Here is an 18,263-nt window from a genome sequence, read left to right on the forward strand (position 1 = left end):
CCGAAACCATGAAAGCTATTTTACAAAAAATAAACCTGACCTTTCTTCTGTCTTTATCCGTATTTATTTTCGCACAACAGAAAATGAAGCTTCCGGGTGATGCCATTTTCTATATGGAAATCAACGGCAGGCAGCTTGATAAAAAAATCAACTGGCAGAAGCTGAACCCTTTTCTGCTGGATGTTGCCAAAGAAGGCAAAGAGAAACCTTCCTGGAATGATTATTCCAAAACAGGGATTAAATACGATGCCACACAGTATCATTATGCAAGCTTCAATGACTCTGTAAAAGCCTACACGGCTCATTTTATGGTAGACAATAAAGAAAAATTTCAGGAATTTATCAATTCAACCAAGAAAAAAGGATTGGAGATCACTCGAAAAAACAATTATTCCTACGTTAACCTCGATGATGACATTTTTGTTGCCTGGAATGGGAATCGTGCTGTCTTAAAACTATTAAGCTACAGCAAACCGTACCAGTATAATATGGATAACGAGGTTATGGCAGACAGTAGTATGATCGTTATGGACAGCACTGAAACAGTAGGTACAGACAGTGTTTATGCTGAAGAACCGGAACCGCCTTTTAATTACAAAGATGAAATCCGGATATTAAAAGAAGACATTCAATATTTAAAAGAAGATATCAAACAGCACAATGCGGAAATTGCAAGAATGCAGAAAGATATCAAATATCTTGAAAAACATCACGAATACCCTAAAGAAAAGAAAGGGTCTACAGATAAAAATTATTCTGAAGATTCTGCTGAAACATTACCGCCTCCGGCCCAGGATGATGGGATAGAAGAAATGGATGCAGAAGATAATGCGGGCGACCTGGCTTATGAAAAAGAATTTGACTCTTTGAGGATTGAAAAATTCAAAATGGTGAAAATGCTGGCAGAGTCTGATTTCGAACGGTATTTCAGTTCAAATTTTGAAATTGAAGTCTCTAAAGAAACACTGTCAGCCCGTGACCCTAATTCCGATGTCTTTGTATATGCCGATTATGGAAGGATTGTGAATGAAGGAATTTACGGCAGAATGTCAAAGCAGTATGAATTCGGACAATTTTTCAGTAATTTTTACAATTCAAATTCTTCATATAATCTGTATTTCGATAATGATAAAGTAAGGCTGGTCAACAGCTACCAGCACAAAGACCCGGAAGTTCAGAAACAGTTTTCGGCGGTCTACAAAGGCAGGAAAAATAAAAAGCTGATGGCTTTGATCCATGATAAAAGCATAGGATATTATGCCATGAATGTTGACGGAAGCAGGTATTTTGACCTGATGTACAGCCTGCTGAAAAATTCAGGCGAAGGCGGATACCAGAAGGAAATGGAACTGATGACGGAAACCATGAAAATTGTTCTGGACGAAAAAGCCATTGCTGAAATAGCGCCCGGAAACGGTATTTTTGTCCTGAACGAACTGAAATCCAAAACCGTAGAATATACGGATTATGATTACGATGATGATTACAATGAAAAAGAAATAAAGAAAACGAAGGAAGTGATGGTGCCGGATTTCACTTTTGCCTTTGCAACAGAAAACGAAGGGTACTGGAACCGGGTTTTTAATGTCTTGGCAACCAATAAAAATACTGCAAAAAACTTCTCTAAAAATGGGGAATTTTACGAATTTAAGGAAGAAAAATCAGGAGGGTATCTGGATCGGTTCTTCTTTACGGTAAAAGACGGCGTGGTTTACGTAACGACCTCCCGGGATAATATCCTGCCAAAAAAACAGTCTGAGGTTTCTGAGAAATGGGCGAAAGACGCTTCAAAATATGCATTGTCCGGACGGTTCGATATCCGGAGGCTTCTGATCGGCCTGGAAACAGAATTCAATAGTACTTCTGAAAGAAAAATCATGGATGTCTTTAAGAAAAACGTAGGGGAAGTATATTTTAAAACTGAAGCAAAAGGCGACCGGATAGAAACGGAAATGGATTACGGCATCAGGAGTTCTTCAGAAAACAGCTTAATGTATTTCTTCGATCTTGCAGATGAAATTTACAAGATCAAAGAATCTGAGCAGAAAATACCGGTTTTGTAAATGAAAAAGAAGCTTGCTGTTTTATTGGTTTTTCTACTGGCAACAACGGTCTATTTTGTGTTTTACCATAAAGATAAAACGCTGAAATATATTCCGGAAAATGCAGATGTGATCGTTCTGGCAGATGTGAAAAACCTTACAAGGCAATATATTTCAAACCTCGCCATGCATCCTGATCAGTGGTTTAACGGCAAAAGCAATGGAAAAAATACAATTTCTATACAGGAATCGGGAGTGAAAATTCCCGATTTTTTTCAGGTATTCCATATTAAAAACACTTCATTCTCCCAATGGTACAGTGTTCTTGAGCTTAAAGATAAGCAGCAGTTTCTAAAATACTTACAGCAGCAGAAATTTATTCGTACAGGAAAAGAGGTCTTTCAGAAAGAGCAGATTTTCATTAAGATCGACGGGAAAAGATGCATCATCGGCACTTCAGACCTGAATTCCGTAACCTTTTATAAACTGTTTTTTCAGAATTTAGGGAAGGTATCTTATAATGCAGATTCTTTTATTGATGCCGGCATAGGAAGTATTTCTTTCAAAGGCCCGCAAATAAAAAATTTTTCCATTGATTTATTCTCAGATGAAATTATAATTAAAAACAATTCAGATTCATACGATCCGGCTCCGGTTATTTCTACACTTCAGCAGACAAAGGCTTTCCTGGAGACTGAGCTTGATCAGGAAAACATCAGAACATTCGCTTCTTTTTTCAACAAAAGCCTTTCAGATTCTTCTCATGTTACGCATATAAAAGCTGCAGCCACATTAGAAAAGGTAAACGACACCATCATAACATATGGCTACGATGATAATTTTAATGAAATTGAAAAAAAAACGGTTCAGAAAATTATTCAGCCTGATTATGTAATTGCGCTGCAGAGCTCAGCTGTTGAAAAAACACAGCAATATTTTCAGCATAAAAAATGGATGAATGCCCGGAACCAGTTTACGGCAATTCCGTTCCAGCCGAATATAATTACCAGAACCGGAGTTGGCTTTGAAATAAAATCTACCCGGAAACCGGTACCTTCATCTCCATTGCTGAAAGAAAATTTTATTTTCATCAGAAACAGTGCTTTGCTATCATCTTCTTTTAAGTCTTTAACGGCAGCCGAAAAGAAAATAATTTCAGGCGTAGACTATATTTTTTACGGAAACAGGAACGAGGATTATTATTTAAGCCTGAAATTCAAAAAAGAGGAACTGCCTTTGATCTTAAGGTGGTAAATATCATTTAATACCGATTTATCAATGGAATTTTTAGATACCGGATTGCTGAAAACCTTCACCCATTATTTTTTACATTTTGTTTTCCCGATTTTTATTGCGTTGGTTTTTTACCGTGACAACTGGAAAAAAGCATACCTGATCCTGCTGGTAACCATGCTGGTAGATCTGGACCATTTATTTGCAGACCCTGTTTTCGATCCGGACCGGGCAAGTGTGGGATTCCATTTTTTACATTCTTATTATGCCATTGCGGTGTATTTTTTGATGCTTTTTTTTAAAGGAAATATCAGGATCATCGGTATCGGGTTGCTGTTTCATATGTTGACGGACCTTCAGGATTTTTATCTCTGGAACCATTAACCGGATCAGGAAACAGATCCAAGGTAATTACATTTTAAAATTTTTATTACTCAATAGATTATTAATATTTTCTTTTGATATTCTAAACGTCATAGATTTTTTGTATTTTGTAGACGCTATGAGAATAAATGACTTTTTACATTATACGTTCATTTTTCCTGTTCTGGCAGTGGGATATTATTTTTCCGGACTGATGGGAACAGGGGTTATTTTTGATGTAATTGCCGGCATTCTTTTAACCGGAAGCGTTATTTCAGCTGTTCATCATGCAGAAGTGGTAGCTCATAAAGTGGGGGAACCTTTCGGAACTATTATCTTGGCTTTATGTATTACGATTCTGGAAGTAGCCCTGATTATTTCCCTCATGGTAGCCGGCGGGGAACAGGCTATAACCCTGGCGAGGGATACCGTGTTTGCCGCAGTAATGCTTATCCTGAACGGGATCTTAGGGATCTGTATTTTAGTGGGAGGTGTAAAATATTATGAACAGTTTTTTGCAAGGACTTCTGCCACGACTTATCTGGTAAGCATTGTTTCAATCCTGATTTTAACGCTGGTGCTCCCGAATTTTACATCAAGCGTCAACGGGCCTTTTTATAATAAAGCACAGCTTATTTTTGTTTCTATCGCCTGTCTTGTCATCTATGGGATTTTCCTTATGGTGCAGACCATCAGACACCGGAATTATTTTATTGTTCCCGATGAACACCCTGAAGAGCTGTATGTCCCTTCCCTGAAAAAGACCACGATAAGTTTTGTTTTCCTGGTGATCTGTCTGGCGATTGTTGTCATGATTTCAAAAGGGCTTTCTTCCACTATTGAAGATATGGTGCAGGGCTTCGGAGCTCCGAAATCTTTGGTTGGCGTAATTATCGCAGCGGTGGTCCTGCTTCCTGAAGGCCTGGCTGCCATCAGGGCGGCACGGAGTAATCAGATCCAGTCAAGTTTAAACTTGGCGTTAGGCTCTGCCCTGGCAAGTATCGGACTGACCATTCCTGCCGTTTCTATAGTCTGTATTATGTACGATATCCCGCTGGTTTTGGGTCTGGATAAAAAGGACATTATCCTTCTCTCGCTCTCGGTATTTATTGTGATGCTTTCGCTTAGCCGCGGAAAGACCAATATCCTTTACGGAACGGTACTGCTGGTTAACCTGGCTGCTTATATTTTTACGGTTATTGTTCCCTAGAGCACTGATTTAAATAAAAGCATAGCTGGACTACAGCCTTCGCGCCAGATCCATTTTAAATGCCATCAGCCTGGCAATATTTTCAGCTTTGTAAATGGCTGTATCTGCATTTTCCCCTTTAAAGTGTTCTTCAATGGTAGTAGTCCAAAGGTGCAGCCAGCGGTCGAAGTGCTTCTGCTCCATCGCCTGCAGCTCATTGATGGGAAAATGGGCACCCATCGGGTTTCCTTTATAGGTCATCTGCCCGAAGAGCACGGACTCCCAGAAGGCATACATTTTCGGAAGGTGCTTATCCCAATCGACTTTGGCAACATCAGTAAAGAAAAACCCAATTACTTCATCCTTAACCACTTTAGCATAAAATGAATTGATAAGATGCTCAATATCTTCACGTGATTCCAACTTTTTCATAACTCAAATGTACTGTAAAATTAATTGAAGACGATGTTTTAGAAGTCTTTCAGGTAAAGGCATATTTAAATCAAGATGCCGACAAATTAAGTAAGGGTGTTTTAAGGGAATTGATTGATAGGTATCACTATTCTATAATTTTATTGAAAGATATCAATGATGGCAGAAAAAACAATCGTTTTTTGAGAATTGGATTGTCCTACAAAGTTTTGTATATTGCTATTAACAGACCTTTTTACTTCTTATTTAATTTTTCTAATTCTGGTAATTCACTTTTATACTTTTCAACATCCCAAACTAAATTCCAATTTTTAATATAGTCAGAGATTGGATCTAAGCCAACTTCTGCTCTCCTTTTATCTACGTTACCAGGATCAATTAAAGGTAAAACATATGGCGTTTTATTGATTGGATTGGTTCCGATTTGACTTCCGTATATTTGTTTTCTACCTTCCTGGATTTCGATTCTGTCGATTAACAAAGCTAAAGAAGCTGGACTAGCATTTCCTTTTGTTACAGCTTCTCTCATCATGGGCAAATATTTTTTCTGCGTTTCCAGATCTGCATGTTGAATGACTAGAAATAATGCACTATTGGCCTGTGCGCCTACTTTATCTTTACCTACCCACCCTTTTTCATCTAATATTTTTTTTACTTTTAATAAGTTGATTGAATCTTTCTGATCTGTTATTTTCCAAAGATCCTGCATTTCTTTAGATTCCAGACCGAATTTTTTTTGAGTTTCATTCATTTGAATTCGATATTTCTGGTCTTCGTCATATATTGCCAATAATTCAGCCTGCAACGGTTTGTCATAATTTGCTTCCATTAACTTCAGCTTTTTTTCTAATTTTCCTACTGTCATCTCCCATTCTTTTTTTGAATGTAAATTTTCTAAATCGGTATCGGAACTTAAATGCTTTAGATTCATCCACCCATTATCTATCGATAAATTCAGCCATTTAAAAGCTTTTTCTGTATTTCCTGCTAAAGATGAAGCGCACGCACCATTATATAGGTCATTTGGATTTTTGCTTTCAATTTTAAAAGCTTTAGTATATAAATCAGTAGACATTTTATAATCTTTTGTTTCATATAATCTATCGGCTTCACTTATTAATTTTGAATATTCCTGAGCATGAAGGCTTGTGAATAAAAATAATAATAACAAAGTATAAAAACTGTTTTTCATTTTTCTTGGATTTTATGGTTTTTAGATTTTATTTTTTTATTTAAAAATTGAATAGATTCTTTTTTCTAAGATATATACTATAACTTGATATTACAATATTTTACTAAAAATCTATAATATATCTTTTGATCGTTTTTTGAGATTTTAATCTTTAATTTTCTTATAAATAATTCCAACTTTTGCAAGTTCTTCATTTATATATTCAGAAACTTGTTTTGTCCCAGCAACTTCTAACATAGCATTGGGAATTTCATTTTTAAAAAACTTATCTACAATTATATTTTCCTTATTAATAAATTCAAAAACACCCTTTGTAGTAGCTTCGATGATATTTTTTATAATTTGTTGTAATTCTTCATTTTCATCCATAATATCATTTTTGAGATTTATATTAATGCATAATTATGAAAAATCCATAGACAATATTATGCATTTATTTAATATGACAAAATAAACCATAACCAAGTTAGTTGCAACTCATAAATGCAACAGCCTTAATTAGCTTTGTCAATAATTCCCTTTAACACTTCAAATTCCGGATCTTCTAAAATATCAAGTGAATTATTAGTAGACAATAAAATTGCATCTCTGCATACGCTGATTCTTCTCAAAAGAGGTATTACGATAGAGTTGCCATGCTGCACATATTTTTTAATCTCATAATGATTAGTAGGAATCTTATAACCTTCCCTGCTGCTTCCAATTAAAATCCCCATATCACGCAGTCCACCAACCATATTGACGAAATGTTCTTTGCTGAGTTTAGACTCTCTATTTACATTCAGATGCTCAATAAATTCCTGGGAAGTTGTATAATTTTTATAATGATTGGATTCATGATATCTTACCAGGATTTTTAGAAAATTAATGAAATCCTGCTTTTGCTGGCTTTCTGACGATGTCTTATCTAAATAATCAAAAATACTCCTTAGGCTAAGTTCAGTTATAGCCTGATCGTAGAAAACATCGGTATTATTTACTTCAAAATATTCATTAAGCTTATAGACCTTAGGAAAGTGATTAATACTTATATTCTATCTGAGATAATTTCCAGAAATTCTTCTGAATAGGAACTTTTCTTATGACCATCAAAAATATATCCTAATGTTCCGGCTATAAGATCTGCGACTTGTATACCCAATTCCTGGTCACTTTCATTTACAAAAAATTCAGAACTTTCAAATAACGTCCGAATATGGTTTTGACGCACATACTCTTTGAATTCCAGCATAAAATCATTACCTCCATATTCATCCACCTTTAATTCCAACTTAGGAAAAGTTTTATACAGTTCTTTATAAAGTATTCCGTTCAGATATTTATAAAACGACTTTTTATATCTGAATCCTTCACCATAAAGCTGGGATTTATCGACAACAACGGAATAAATATTGAATTTAAGTTTAACTATTTCCTTTAAAATTAAAAGTCTCCTTTTATGATTGTCTTTAATTTTAGATGATTTAATTTCACCTTTTGGAAATATTTTGATCGGATCTTTTCTACCTCAGTATAGAAAGCATCCAGATCTTCATAATTCACTATAATACTTGCAATAATAAAATGCGTACTTTCTGTTGAAAATTTAAAAGAATTATTCCCAAACTCATCGGCGAAAGCTATTACTTGTTTCATAATATGTTATGTAGCAATAAAATTAATGAATATTAGTATATGGTGAAGAATCGTTTGTTTTTAAAACAATTGATATAAGATTTGCATCATTATGTGTTATTTAATAATCATTGAATATAGAAATCATTCTTAATGGTAATTAAAAGTCAGAAATATAGATTTGTATAAATGAAATTTATCTAATGATTAATTAAACCGAATAAATGAAATGTATATTCGGTTTATAGGTACTATTTTTTCCCAGAGTTGGGCCAATGGGATTATTCCCTGAAAGAATTTATTTTTAATTATTATTTTCTTGAAAGACAATAAAAAGGGATTGCCTGAAAAGACAATCCCTTATACAATACGAATGCTAAAGCCTGCAGTGCGAGTCCGGAAATTAACGATCCCTTCCCTGATCCGCAATGCTATACTTACCGCTTGATCACTTTCACTGTTTTCTCCGTATTGCCGGCGAGTTTGATTTTCACCAGATACATTCCGGATACTGCAGAAGACATATGGATAACCGTTTTGGTCTCGTTCACCGGTTGGGTCAATACCAGTTGTCCGGCTGCACTGTATACCGTTACCGAAAGAATTTTCTCATCGGACACGATGTTCAGGTCATCCTGTACCGGATTCGGGAAAACTTTCAGGCTTGTCTGTGAAACGGATGTTTCATCTACAGCCAATTGGCTTGCAGGACAGGCAAGAGGAGTAAATGAGGATCTGTTGACTACCGAACCATCACCTAGCTGACCACTGCTGTTCTGCCCGGTTACTTTCAAAATACCGCTATTGCTGATGGACAGGGTATGGTTTGCTCCTGCAGATACAATAGAATTATCAGTAGCATTTCCTATGAAAAATGTATTCCTGGTGGTCGTGGTACCGTTACCCAGCTCACCGGAATTATTATATCCGGAAGCAAATACATTTCCGTTCATGGTTATACCAATCGTATAGTTACCTCCTGCATCAATGCTCTTCACTCCATCGTTTACAAGAACAGGGGTCAGCCTGCTGGTATTGGTCCCATCACCCAGTTGGCCGGCGATGTTACTTCCCCAAGCGTACAATATTCCGTCAGACGTTCTTGCGGCAGAGTGAGAGTTGCCTGCAGCCACATCTGTCCAGTTGGTACCTGTTCCGATCTGTACGGGTGACAATCGGTTAGTGTTTGTACCATCGCCTATCTGCCCGTTAATATTCCATCCCCAGGACCAGAGTGTACCGTCTGTTTTCACGGCTAAAGAGTGACCGGCACCTGCTGCAATGCTTTTCCAGTTCGTAGCAGTTCCTATCTGTGTAGGAACAGACTTGCCCACTCCGGTTCCGTCTCCCAGTTCTCCTACTCCATTGGCTCCCCAGCCCCAAAGGGTACCGTTGGATTTTATGGCAAATGTATAAACATCTCCTGTAGTAATACTCATCCAATCATTGGCAGTTCCTATTTGTACAGGCGCATTTATACTGGTTGTGTTATTATTTCCTAACTGGCCACTGCCCCAGGCCCACAGCGTCCCGTCTGTTTTCAGTGCGAAAGAAGAACTTTGGCCTGCGGCTACGGTTTTCCAGTTGTTTGCCATTCCTATCTGCACAGGTGCATTTCTCTTGATATTGGTTCCGTCACCCAACTGGCCGTTGTCGTTATTTCCCCAGGCCCATAGCGTTCCGTCAGTCTTTATTCCTAAAGAGTGAATATATCCGGCATTGATTTTCTGCCAGCAGCCCGTGGCATCCGGAAGGGTGGTAAACGAAGCTACCGGTCCTGCAGGCTGACTTCCGCAATTGGAGCTTACCCACCAGTAATACGTGGTATTAGGCTGCAGGTTGCTGAGAGTGGCCGATGCCGATGAAGCAGAACCTGCAGATCCCGGCTGGTTCGGGCTCGTGCTGTAGAAATAATTATAGTTTCCGTTGAATCCTGCCACCGGCGCCCAGTTCAGGGTAGCGGTAGTGGTGGTAATGTTGGAAGTGGATAATTGAGTAGGAACTACACAGATGGAGCTTGGAATACAGGCAACAGGTGTAAAAATATTTCTCTGATTATATGTTCCGTCTCCAATCTGTCCGGAACTGTTACTTCCACAGCCTGATAAAATTCCATTGTTGCTGATGACAAATGCTCCATTCATATTTAAGGAAACAGTCTTCCTATCCACAGATGATGAGATCTGTGTCGGTACAAGTCTGTTGACTGTCGTTCCGTCACCAAGCTGCCCGACATCATTTGACCCCCATCTCCAGAGTGTTCCATCTGTCTTTATGGCTCCCGAAGAATAAAAATAATCCGTGGCAATGCTTTGCCAGTTGGTAGCATTTCCTATCTGTGTTGCATTAGACTTGCTAACAGTAGTCCCATCACCTAACTGTCCGTAAAGGTTATCACCCCATGACCATAATGTACCATCTGTTTTCAGACCTACAGAGTGATGAAACCCGGCACTGATACTTTTCCAGTTGGCAGCGGTGCTCACCTGCATAGGACTTGTCACCTGTGATGTTGAAGTGCTTATACCTAATTCTGAGTAATTATTCGTACCCCAGCCCCATAGTGTGCCATTGGTTTTTATAGCAAGTGTATGCTGTACACCGGCTGAGATAACCTGCCAGTCGGTTCCGGTACCGATCTGTACAGGGATCAATTTGTTTACGGTTGTGCCATCACCCAGTTGTCCACTGCCATTAAGTCCCCAGGCCCATAAGGTACCGTTTGATTTTATGGCTACCGTATAATTATCCCCACATACAATATTTGCCCAGTCCGTTGCCGTGCCTATCTGTACCGGAGTATTTTTTAACGTTGTAGTCCCATCTCCCAACTGTCCGTTTACATTGCTTCCCCAAGTCCATAAGGTTCCATCTGCCTTTATGGCAACAGAGTGAACATATCCTGTAGCTATCTTCAGCCAGTTATTAGCATTCCCAATTTGTACCGGGCTGGTCTTGCTGGTATTTGTACCGTCTCCTAACTGCCCGTTATTATTTAGGCCCCATCCCCAAAGTGTTCCGTCTGTTTTGACAGCCAATGTATGGAATGCACCAGCGCTTACGCTTTGCCAGCAGCCGGATGAGGCAGCAGGAGATGTGGTGAAAGAGCCACCAGATATCCAGTTTCCCTGGCTGGATCCACAGTTGGAGGCTACCCACCAATAATAAGTAGTATTCGGCAGCAGGTTGCTTACACCTGCTGATGTAGAAGTTGTACTTCCGCTGATGCCTCCTACATAAGGATTTGTGCTGTACAGATACGTATATCCTGCAGAAGGAACTGACGATGGTGCTGCCCAGTTAAGGGTAGCTGTGGAAGAAGTAATATTAGCCGTCGAGAACTGTACCGGAGAAGGACAGTCAGAAGGACAGAAAATAGAAGTAAGTGTATTTTTTTGAACTGTTGTGCCATCGCCCAGCTGTCCCGAGGCATTACCGCCGCTTACTTTCAGAAAACCATCGAAATTTTTCACCAGAATATGGTTAGATCCTGCAGTCATCATTATGATTCCTGAAGCGGAGCTTACCTGTACCGGTGAATAACTTGTACTACTTGCGCTTGTACCGTTTGCCAGCTGGCCATTATTATTCGCTCCCCAGGACCAGAGTGTCCCGTCTGTTTTAGCCGAAATGGTATAATTTATTCCTGCAGATACGGTAAGCCAGTTATTTGCAGTTCCTATTTGTACCGGGGTATTTTTATTTGTTACGGTACCGTCTCCTAACTGTCCGATACCATTACTTCCCCAAGACCATAAAGTACCGTCGGTCTTGATAGCGGTAGAATGAGTATTTCCGGCGTCAACGCTTTTCCAGTTGGAAGCTGTTCCAACCTGTACCGGGATGGATTGATTAGCCTGTGATCCGGTTCCCAGTTGTCCGCTTCCATTATATCCCCATGCCCATAAAGTCCCGTTTGTCTTAACAGCCAATACATACATATTTCCAACACTGGTGTTTTGCCAGTTGGTTGCCGTGCCGATCTGTGTAGGTATGGTTTTACTCACAGCAGTACCATCACCCAGCTGCCCATAATTATTGCTTCCCCAGGTCCATAACGTTCCGTCCGTCCTGATGGCTGCCGTTTCGGTAGTTCCGGCACTTACGGTACTCCAGTTGGTTGCCGTGCCGATCTGGACCGGAGCATTGGCATCCGTTGTAGTTCCGTTACCCAGCTGGCCATAATTATTCTTTCCCCAGGCCCATAGCGTTCCGTCAGTTTTGATGGCCAGCGTATAGTAATCTCCTGCAGTCACTTTCAGCCAGTTGCTGGCATTCCCAATCCGGACAGGCACTGTTCTTGATTGTGTAGTACCGTCACCTAATTGTCCATTACTGTTATTTCCCCAAGCCCATAAAGTGCCATCGGTTTTAATTCCCATGGAATGGTTACTGCCTGCACTCAAGGTCTGCCAGCAGCCGGACGTTACCTGCTGCGGTAACATTTTTACCAGCCCAAGCTGCAGTGTGCCCAGCCAGATATTGCCGGAGCTCTGGGTCTTTACTACGCTGAAGCTGTTATCCGGCAGACCGGAATTGGCGTTGGTGTAAGTGGTGCAGTTCGTGAAGTTCTGTAATCCCGCACCGTTGAACCCGATCCATATTTTATTGTTGCTGTCGATATCCAGTGCATTCGGATTGTAGCTGGCCAGGCAGGAAGTGCTCTGGTAATAAAAAGTAGGGTTGGTTCCGGCAACGGTTATCCTTATCAGGCTGTCGGAGCCTTTCAGATAAATGAAATCACCGGCGATCTTCAGGATTCTCTCTGTGCCCTGGACTACGAAATTAAATACCGAACCGTCAAATTTGTACAGCACGCCGCCATTGGTTACCCACACCCCGCTGCCGCCGTCTGTGGCTACCGAATTCAGGTTGGATACCGAACTGTAGGTATTCCAGGTACTGCCGTTGAATCGGGTAAGCCCTGAAGATGTTACCACCCAGAGGTTATTCTGCCCGTCTACTGCGATATCGATGATCTGGTTGTTCGGAAGGCCGGAATTGGCCGTGGTGTAGTTTGTCCAGGTGCTCCCATTATACATGATGATCCCGTTGGATTGGGAAGCGATCCATTTCCTTCCCAGGCCATCGATCTGAATCTTCAGGGTCGCATTGGAGGCAATCCCGGAATTGGAAGTGTTGTAATTCGTAAAGCTTGTCCCGTTGAAAGTGGAAATCCCGTTAAAGGTAGCGATCCACAGCAGTCCGTTTGCATCGGTTTTGATGTCAGCGATATAGTTACTGCCGATGCCGGAATTCGACGTATTGTACGTCGTGTAACTATATGCCTGCGCAAAGGCAGAGAATGACATCAGGAAAAGGAGTAAAAAGCATAGCTTTTCAGTCGCCTTCGATAAGATAAGTCTCTTCATATAAATTTGATAGGGTTTTTCCTACTCATAAAGCTTTTCGGTTTCCGCTCCGTTTAAATGGTTGACGGCTCCATCGTAAATTGTTTTGAAAATATAAATTAAGGCTATCCGAAGAAATTCCGGAAAAAGGGTATTCAGAGTAAATACAGCAGATGCAATAAGGCATTCATGGTTCGGTTATTAAAATTGAGTGGTTGTTTTGTTTTAATCCCCTTTATATTCAGGATCATGTTTAAGGTTTCAAAGATACATATTTAATAATACATTGGGGTCTTGTCGGTTTTACTCTATTTCCCTTACTTCTTATATTGACCGACTGAAAAGTATGATATGACTGGGCTTATCAAAAAAATTTTAATAATTGAATTTTAGAATATACGTTAAGATAGTAATTGATCATTTTTCTCCTTTGCTCTTGCAAAGGAATTATGTCCCTGAAATAAAGGTCGTTTTGATGAAACCTAATACTTACAAATGATATTTTTAAAGAATTTGCCAGCCTGATAACTCTTCTGAATAAAATCTATCTACTATGAAAGCCAGCCTTATAAAAAGAATATAAAACAACCGAAAACAGAATAAATAGAATATATATTCTGTTTATTTCATTTGATAAATTAATATTACTTAGATCGTTTTTTGAGATTCGTGTTTAATTTTTAGTCTTTAAAATTATACTTAAATCAAAATTGCACTTTTAACACATGATTGCTTAAGCAAAATAAATGAAAATATTTATAAAATAAAGGGCCTTATTTAAGTCTAATGTGCAAACTTCGACTTAAGTACATAAAAAAACCGAAGAAAAGAGTTTCTCCGATTTTAATTTTATGTCAACCTATTTCAGGCGACTCACTTAGCAAAAGATTTAATTTTTAAACAACTTTTCATTAAATATTTCTCCGTTTTTTGTTTCTATTTGTATAAAATAATTACCTTTTGTCAAATTCTTTATGTTTATTTGTTCATTAAATTTTGAATTTCCACTAAGCACTTGTCTACCAGTAAAATCAAAAATATTATATTTAAAATTTTCGTTTAAATTTTTATTGTTGTTAAATATAATACTTTCATTTGAAGGATTAGGATACAATTTTATTTTCTTTTTTACTTCCAAATTATCAGTTCCTAATAAAGCTGTACTTCTTGCCATAATATTATCAATATCTAATGTCGCTTCAATTGGATCTGAATCCCAAGCAGGTGAATCATTATGCAGAATTCTTACTTCAGTAACACCATTAAAAACGCTTGAGTAACCTTGCTGAGTACTAATATTAGTCATTGCATTTTCTGTAATAGGAAAGTTAATTTTCTTCCAACCTTCACCTGGGATCACAGCAATAGCATTAGTTGAACAAAATATAGGATCAGTACCAGTCCAGTTATCATTTGTAAAAGCTAATCTTAAAAAAATAATATTTGTACCTGAATTTCTGACATCCATAGAAATAAATTTAATTCTACTTGAAGTGTCATTTTTATAATAGTCTCCCTGCCATTGTGCTTTATTAAATGTAACAAGTTGTCCGCTAGCTGGGGATTGAATTCTTAAAAAATTATCATTTAATCCCAAAGGTCCTCCAGTTGTAATATTTTGGTTTGGAAGTGTAGATGATGATTTGGTCCAATTTCTTGGTGTATAATCTTCAAAATCATCAACTTGATTTATTACAACTTGTGAAAAACCAAAAACTGGTAAAATGACTAACGAAATGAATAAATTTTTCTTCATTTATAAAATATTTAATTAATTTAATACTTCTTTATTTTTAGGATAATCGTCTTACAATTTTCTGCTATTAGCCTTAGCCGAGTCAAAGGGAGAGATTTGAAAACGTCAGCCCAAATATACTACAAATGTTGATATTTGAGCAAATTTAATTATCTCCTACTGCCAAACTTTGCCAAACCGATGCTGAACATAATCTTTGGCAACATTTCTCCTGAAAATTTAGAACTTTGCAGATTAATTTAAAATCATCCTTATCATATGCAGGAATTGACAATCAAATGCTTGACATAACCTCCGTCATTTTATTAAAAATATTTTGAGCCCTATTGAAGTTATAATTGCTGGTAATTTATAGGATATCTTGGCAGAATATAGGGGATTATCATTAGTGAGAAAAGCGATGATATTCTTGCCAATTCCCAATATTCTTGCTATAATACAAAAAACAGAAAATATCCTGGTTCCAATACCAGTGCCTTTTGATATGAAGAATCATCATCCATATAAAGCCTTTTACGATTGAATATTATTTTAAACATAAACCCAGTATTCCTATTATTAAAGCCAAATATTTCATTAATGTATTGTTGTTATCGTTTTGTGAGACTATTAATTTTTAGAGACACATTCTAGTTTGCATAATTCTTTTTTAGCTGACACATGCTTTATAAGACATTTACATATTTTTAAAAATAAAGCAGAATACTTTGGACTTGTTTTATATAGTATCTTCGAAATGTATTTTATATTTTCAATTTGAATTATTTTATTTACTTGTCTAGTCCTAATATAGCGATACACAAAATGAACATCATTTTGATGAAACATAATGTTTACAATATGATTTTTTCAAAACTGACTAATTTGCAACTTGTAAGATTATGTAATATAAGAGTTGTCACATCATAAGCACTCCACAAAATAATTATAAGAAGAATAAACAGCATATATATTTCATTTATTTAATACAATGATGCAATATCAGCTTGATAGTTTTCCATTATGCATGGTAGGATATATATAATTTTGTTATTGTAAAAATAAACTTCAAACTGTTTTTACTATATAAATTTATAGTTAAAATTCATCTTAATACAGTAATTATATTATATATTTGCCGCCTTAATAACCCGTTTAACTATGAAAAAAAACTATTTTTTAACACTTCTTTTCAGTTCTACGATTGCATTTTCACAAACACAAATTGGTAACACCATTAATGGAATAGCTGCCAATGAGGAAAGTGGATATAGTGTCGCTCTTTCAGGAAATGGAAATATTGTAGCGATAGGAGCACCAAAAAACAATTCTGGAAAAGGGCGTGCACGAGTCTTCCAGAATAGTGCCGGAACATGGAACCAAATAGGTAGTGATATTGTTGGATTGCAAGCCAATGGCCAGACTGGCTATAGTGTTAGCTTGTCGGACGACGGAACCGTGCTTGCTGTAGGTACGCCATATGGTGGTGGTCCTCCGGGTACAGTAAGTATTTATAAAAATGTTTCCAATGTCTGGACTCAAATTGGAGGCAATATCAGTGGAGAAGCCGGCGATGACTGGAATGGTCTAAGTGTATCACTTTCGAGTGATGGAAATGTTATAGCAATCGGAGCTCCCGGAAATGATGCGAATGCGGTCAATTCTGGAGACAGAGGTCATGTACGTGTCTTTAGAAATGTTGGTAACATATGGACACAGATTGGGGCTGATATTGATGGCTTAACCAATTACGGTTTTAGTGGCTGGAGTGTTTCTCTTTCGGATGATGGAACTGTCGTTGCTGTAGGAGCATATAATGATGGACCTGGTTCAGTTCGTATCTACAAAAATAATTCTAATGTCTGGACCCAGATAGGTTCAGTTATTAATGCAGAAGTTGGAGGTGATAATTTTGGAGAAAGCGTTTCTCTTTCAGGAGATGGTATGGTAGTCGCCATAGGTGGCTCAGATACTACTGCAAGTAACAATTATAAAGGGCAGGTAAGTATTTACAAAAATATTGCCAATATCTGGACTCAGATAGGAGCTACTATAGATGGTGCTCCCGGGAGTGGAAGCGGAAAAAGTGTTTCTCTTTCAAATGATGGCTCTATGGTCGCCATAGGAGGATATCTATATGATAGTGCTCGTGGACAGTGCAAGATATTTAAAAATATTTCCGGTAATTGGATTCAAACAGCTAGTGATATCAACGGTTCAGCTATTATTGATTACAGTGGTTATAGTGTTTCGCTTTCTAGCGATGGATCTGCTGTAGCAATAGGAGCCAGATATGCTGATAATAATAGTGTAACAAATTCGGGACATGTACGTATTTTTAGTTTGCAAGGCATTTTAAAAACTGATGACTATATCTTACAAAATTTTACTGTTTCTCCAAATCCAGCAACTGATTTTGTAAATATTATATTACAAAAAAATCTGGTTTTAGAAAGGGTTAATGTCTACACTACTTTAGGTCAGTTAATAAAAAGCAGTACAGCATCCAAAATTTCCGTTCAGGATTTATCAAAAGGAAATTATTATTTTGAAATTATTACCAACAAAGGAAAAGCTACAAAAAAAATTATTGTAGAATAGGTTGATAGAAATAATATCATTAAAAAGGTTTGCTTAATTGTGAACCTTTTTTTATTATAACACTATTAAAGCTAAAAGTACTTTATTTGTTTTCATCCTTATATGAAATCACAAATGAACGATCCCCGATATCAAACTCTTCAACAAAATGATAGTATACCAAACGTGCGACAGATCTTGTATACTTACGACCTGCCAGAGATAATCCGCAGTGCACATTGTAAATATCGTTTTTTGAGATTCTAAATAAAATTTCTTGTTTAAATTTCTTGGTTTTTAGGGAAGATTATAGTTCTTAAATAATTTTTGAAGTACATACGGAAATATGAATTGAATAATTTGAGCTATTAGCTTCGTTAATTTGTTTGCTTGTAAAATTTCTCTGTTATTCTAAAAATAAGGGTTTAAATTTCTGCTCTAATTTGTCTTAATCGATATTAGTTATTTTTTTAATGTTATAAGCTAATCTAGGTTTTCAGTATGCATTTTATCACATTGCAAAGTGAAGAAG

Annotated in this window: 13 protein-coding genes; 5 read left to right on the forward strand and 8 right to left on the reverse strand. The window is 37.4% G+C overall.

Annotated features, from left to right (window positions below; all coding sequences use genetic code 11):
* Positions 1 to 8: 8 nt before the first annotated feature.
* The 4 genes from SD427_RS18115 to SD427_RS18130 all read left to right on the forward strand — a co-directional run bounded on the left by SD427_RS18115 (position 9) and on the right by SD427_RS18130 (position 4,848).
* On the forward strand, positions 9 to 2,063 hold the full coding sequence (locus SD427_RS18115; RefSeq protein ID WP_320559185.1) for a hypothetical protein: 2,055 nt from the start codon (positions 9 to 11) through the stop codon (positions 2,061 to 2,063).
* Entirely contained in the window at positions 2,064 to 3,296 is a 1,233-nt protein-coding gene (locus SD427_RS18120; protein WP_320559186.1) for a hypothetical protein, read from the forward strand. It abuts the gene before it with no gap.
* A gap of 24 nt (positions 3,297 to 3,320) precedes the next feature.
* Positions 3,321 to 3,659, forward strand: coding sequence for a DUF6122 family protein (locus SD427_RS18125; protein ID WP_320559187.1), 339 nt, complete (start codon positions 3,321 to 3,323; stop codon positions 3,657 to 3,659).
* Positions 3,660 to 3,777: 118 nt separating this feature from the next.
* Complete coding sequence (locus SD427_RS18130; protein ID WP_320561061.1) at positions 3,778 to 4,848, forward strand: ionic transporter y4hA; 1,071 nt, start codon at positions 3,778 to 3,780, stop codon at positions 4,846 to 4,848.
* Positions 4,849 to 4,878: 30 nt separating this feature from the next.
* On the opposite strand, the gene SD427_RS18135 is transcribed toward SD427_RS18130, so the two are convergent.
* The 8 genes from SD427_RS18135 to SD427_RS18165 form a co-directional block, all read right to left on the reverse strand.
* The gene (locus SD427_RS18135) at positions 4,879 to 5,259 is read right to left on the reverse strand and encodes a group III truncated hemoglobin (protein ID WP_320559188.1); all 381 of its coding nucleotides are present in this window, start codon (positions 5,257 to 5,259) and stop codon (positions 4,879 to 4,881) included.
* A 235-nt stretch (positions 5,260 to 5,494) separates the two neighbouring features.
* Positions 5,495 to 6,451, reverse strand: a complete 957-nt coding sequence (locus tag SD427_RS18140) for a DUF6624 domain-containing protein (RefSeq protein ID WP_320559189.1) — start codon at positions 6,449 to 6,451, stop codon at positions 5,495 to 5,497.
* A 144-nt stretch (positions 6,452 to 6,595) separates the two neighbouring features.
* Positions 6,596 to 6,820, reverse strand: a complete 225-nt coding sequence (locus SD427_RS18145) for a hypothetical protein (protein WP_320559190.1) — start codon at positions 6,818 to 6,820, stop codon at positions 6,596 to 6,598.
* A gap of 125 nt (positions 6,821 to 6,945) precedes the next feature.
* Entirely contained in the window at positions 6,946 to 7,188 is a 243-nt protein-coding gene (locus tag SD427_RS18150; RefSeq protein ID WP_320559191.1) for a hypothetical protein, read from the reverse strand.
* 290 nt (positions 7,189 to 7,478) lie between these two features.
* Complete coding sequence (locus tag SD427_RS18155) at positions 7,479 to 7,943, reverse strand: DUF3800 domain-containing protein (RefSeq protein WP_320561062.1); 465 nt, start codon at positions 7,941 to 7,943, stop codon at positions 7,479 to 7,481.
* The gene (locus SD427_RS19125) at positions 7,874 to 8,086 is read right to left on the reverse strand and encodes a DUF3800 domain-containing protein (protein ID WP_414017698.1); all 213 of its coding nucleotides are present in this window, start codon (positions 8,084 to 8,086) and stop codon (positions 7,874 to 7,876) included. Before SD427_RS19125 ends, SD427_RS18155 begins: the two co-directional genes overlap by 70 nt.
* A 416-nt stretch (positions 8,087 to 8,502) precedes the next feature.
* The gene (locus tag SD427_RS18160) at positions 8,503 to 13,437 is read right to left on the reverse strand and encodes a fibronectin type III domain-containing protein (protein WP_320559192.1); all 4,935 of its coding nucleotides are present in this window, start codon (positions 13,435 to 13,437) and stop codon (positions 8,503 to 8,505) included.
* A gap of 868 nt (positions 13,438 to 14,305) precedes the next feature.
* Positions 14,306 to 15,172 (reverse strand): T9SS type A sorting domain-containing protein, encoded by an 867-nt coding sequence (locus tag SD427_RS18165; RefSeq protein WP_320559193.1) that lies wholly within the window; start codon positions 15,170 to 15,172, stop codon positions 14,306 to 14,308.
* 1,140 nt (positions 15,173 to 16,312) lie between these two features.
* On the opposite strand from SD427_RS18165, the gene SD427_RS18170 reads away from it, so the two are divergent.
* On the forward strand, positions 16,313 to 17,752 hold the full coding sequence (locus SD427_RS18170) for a T9SS type A sorting domain-containing protein (RefSeq protein WP_320559194.1): 1,440 nt from the start codon (positions 16,313 to 16,315) through the stop codon (positions 17,750 to 17,752).
* Positions 17,753 to 18,263: the final 511 nt, after the last annotated feature.

Origin of the sequence: Chryseobacterium sp. JJR-5R (assembly GCF_034047335.1) — a bacterium.
Taxonomy (GTDB): Bacteria; Bacteroidota; Bacteroidia; order Flavobacteriales; family Weeksellaceae; genus Chryseobacterium.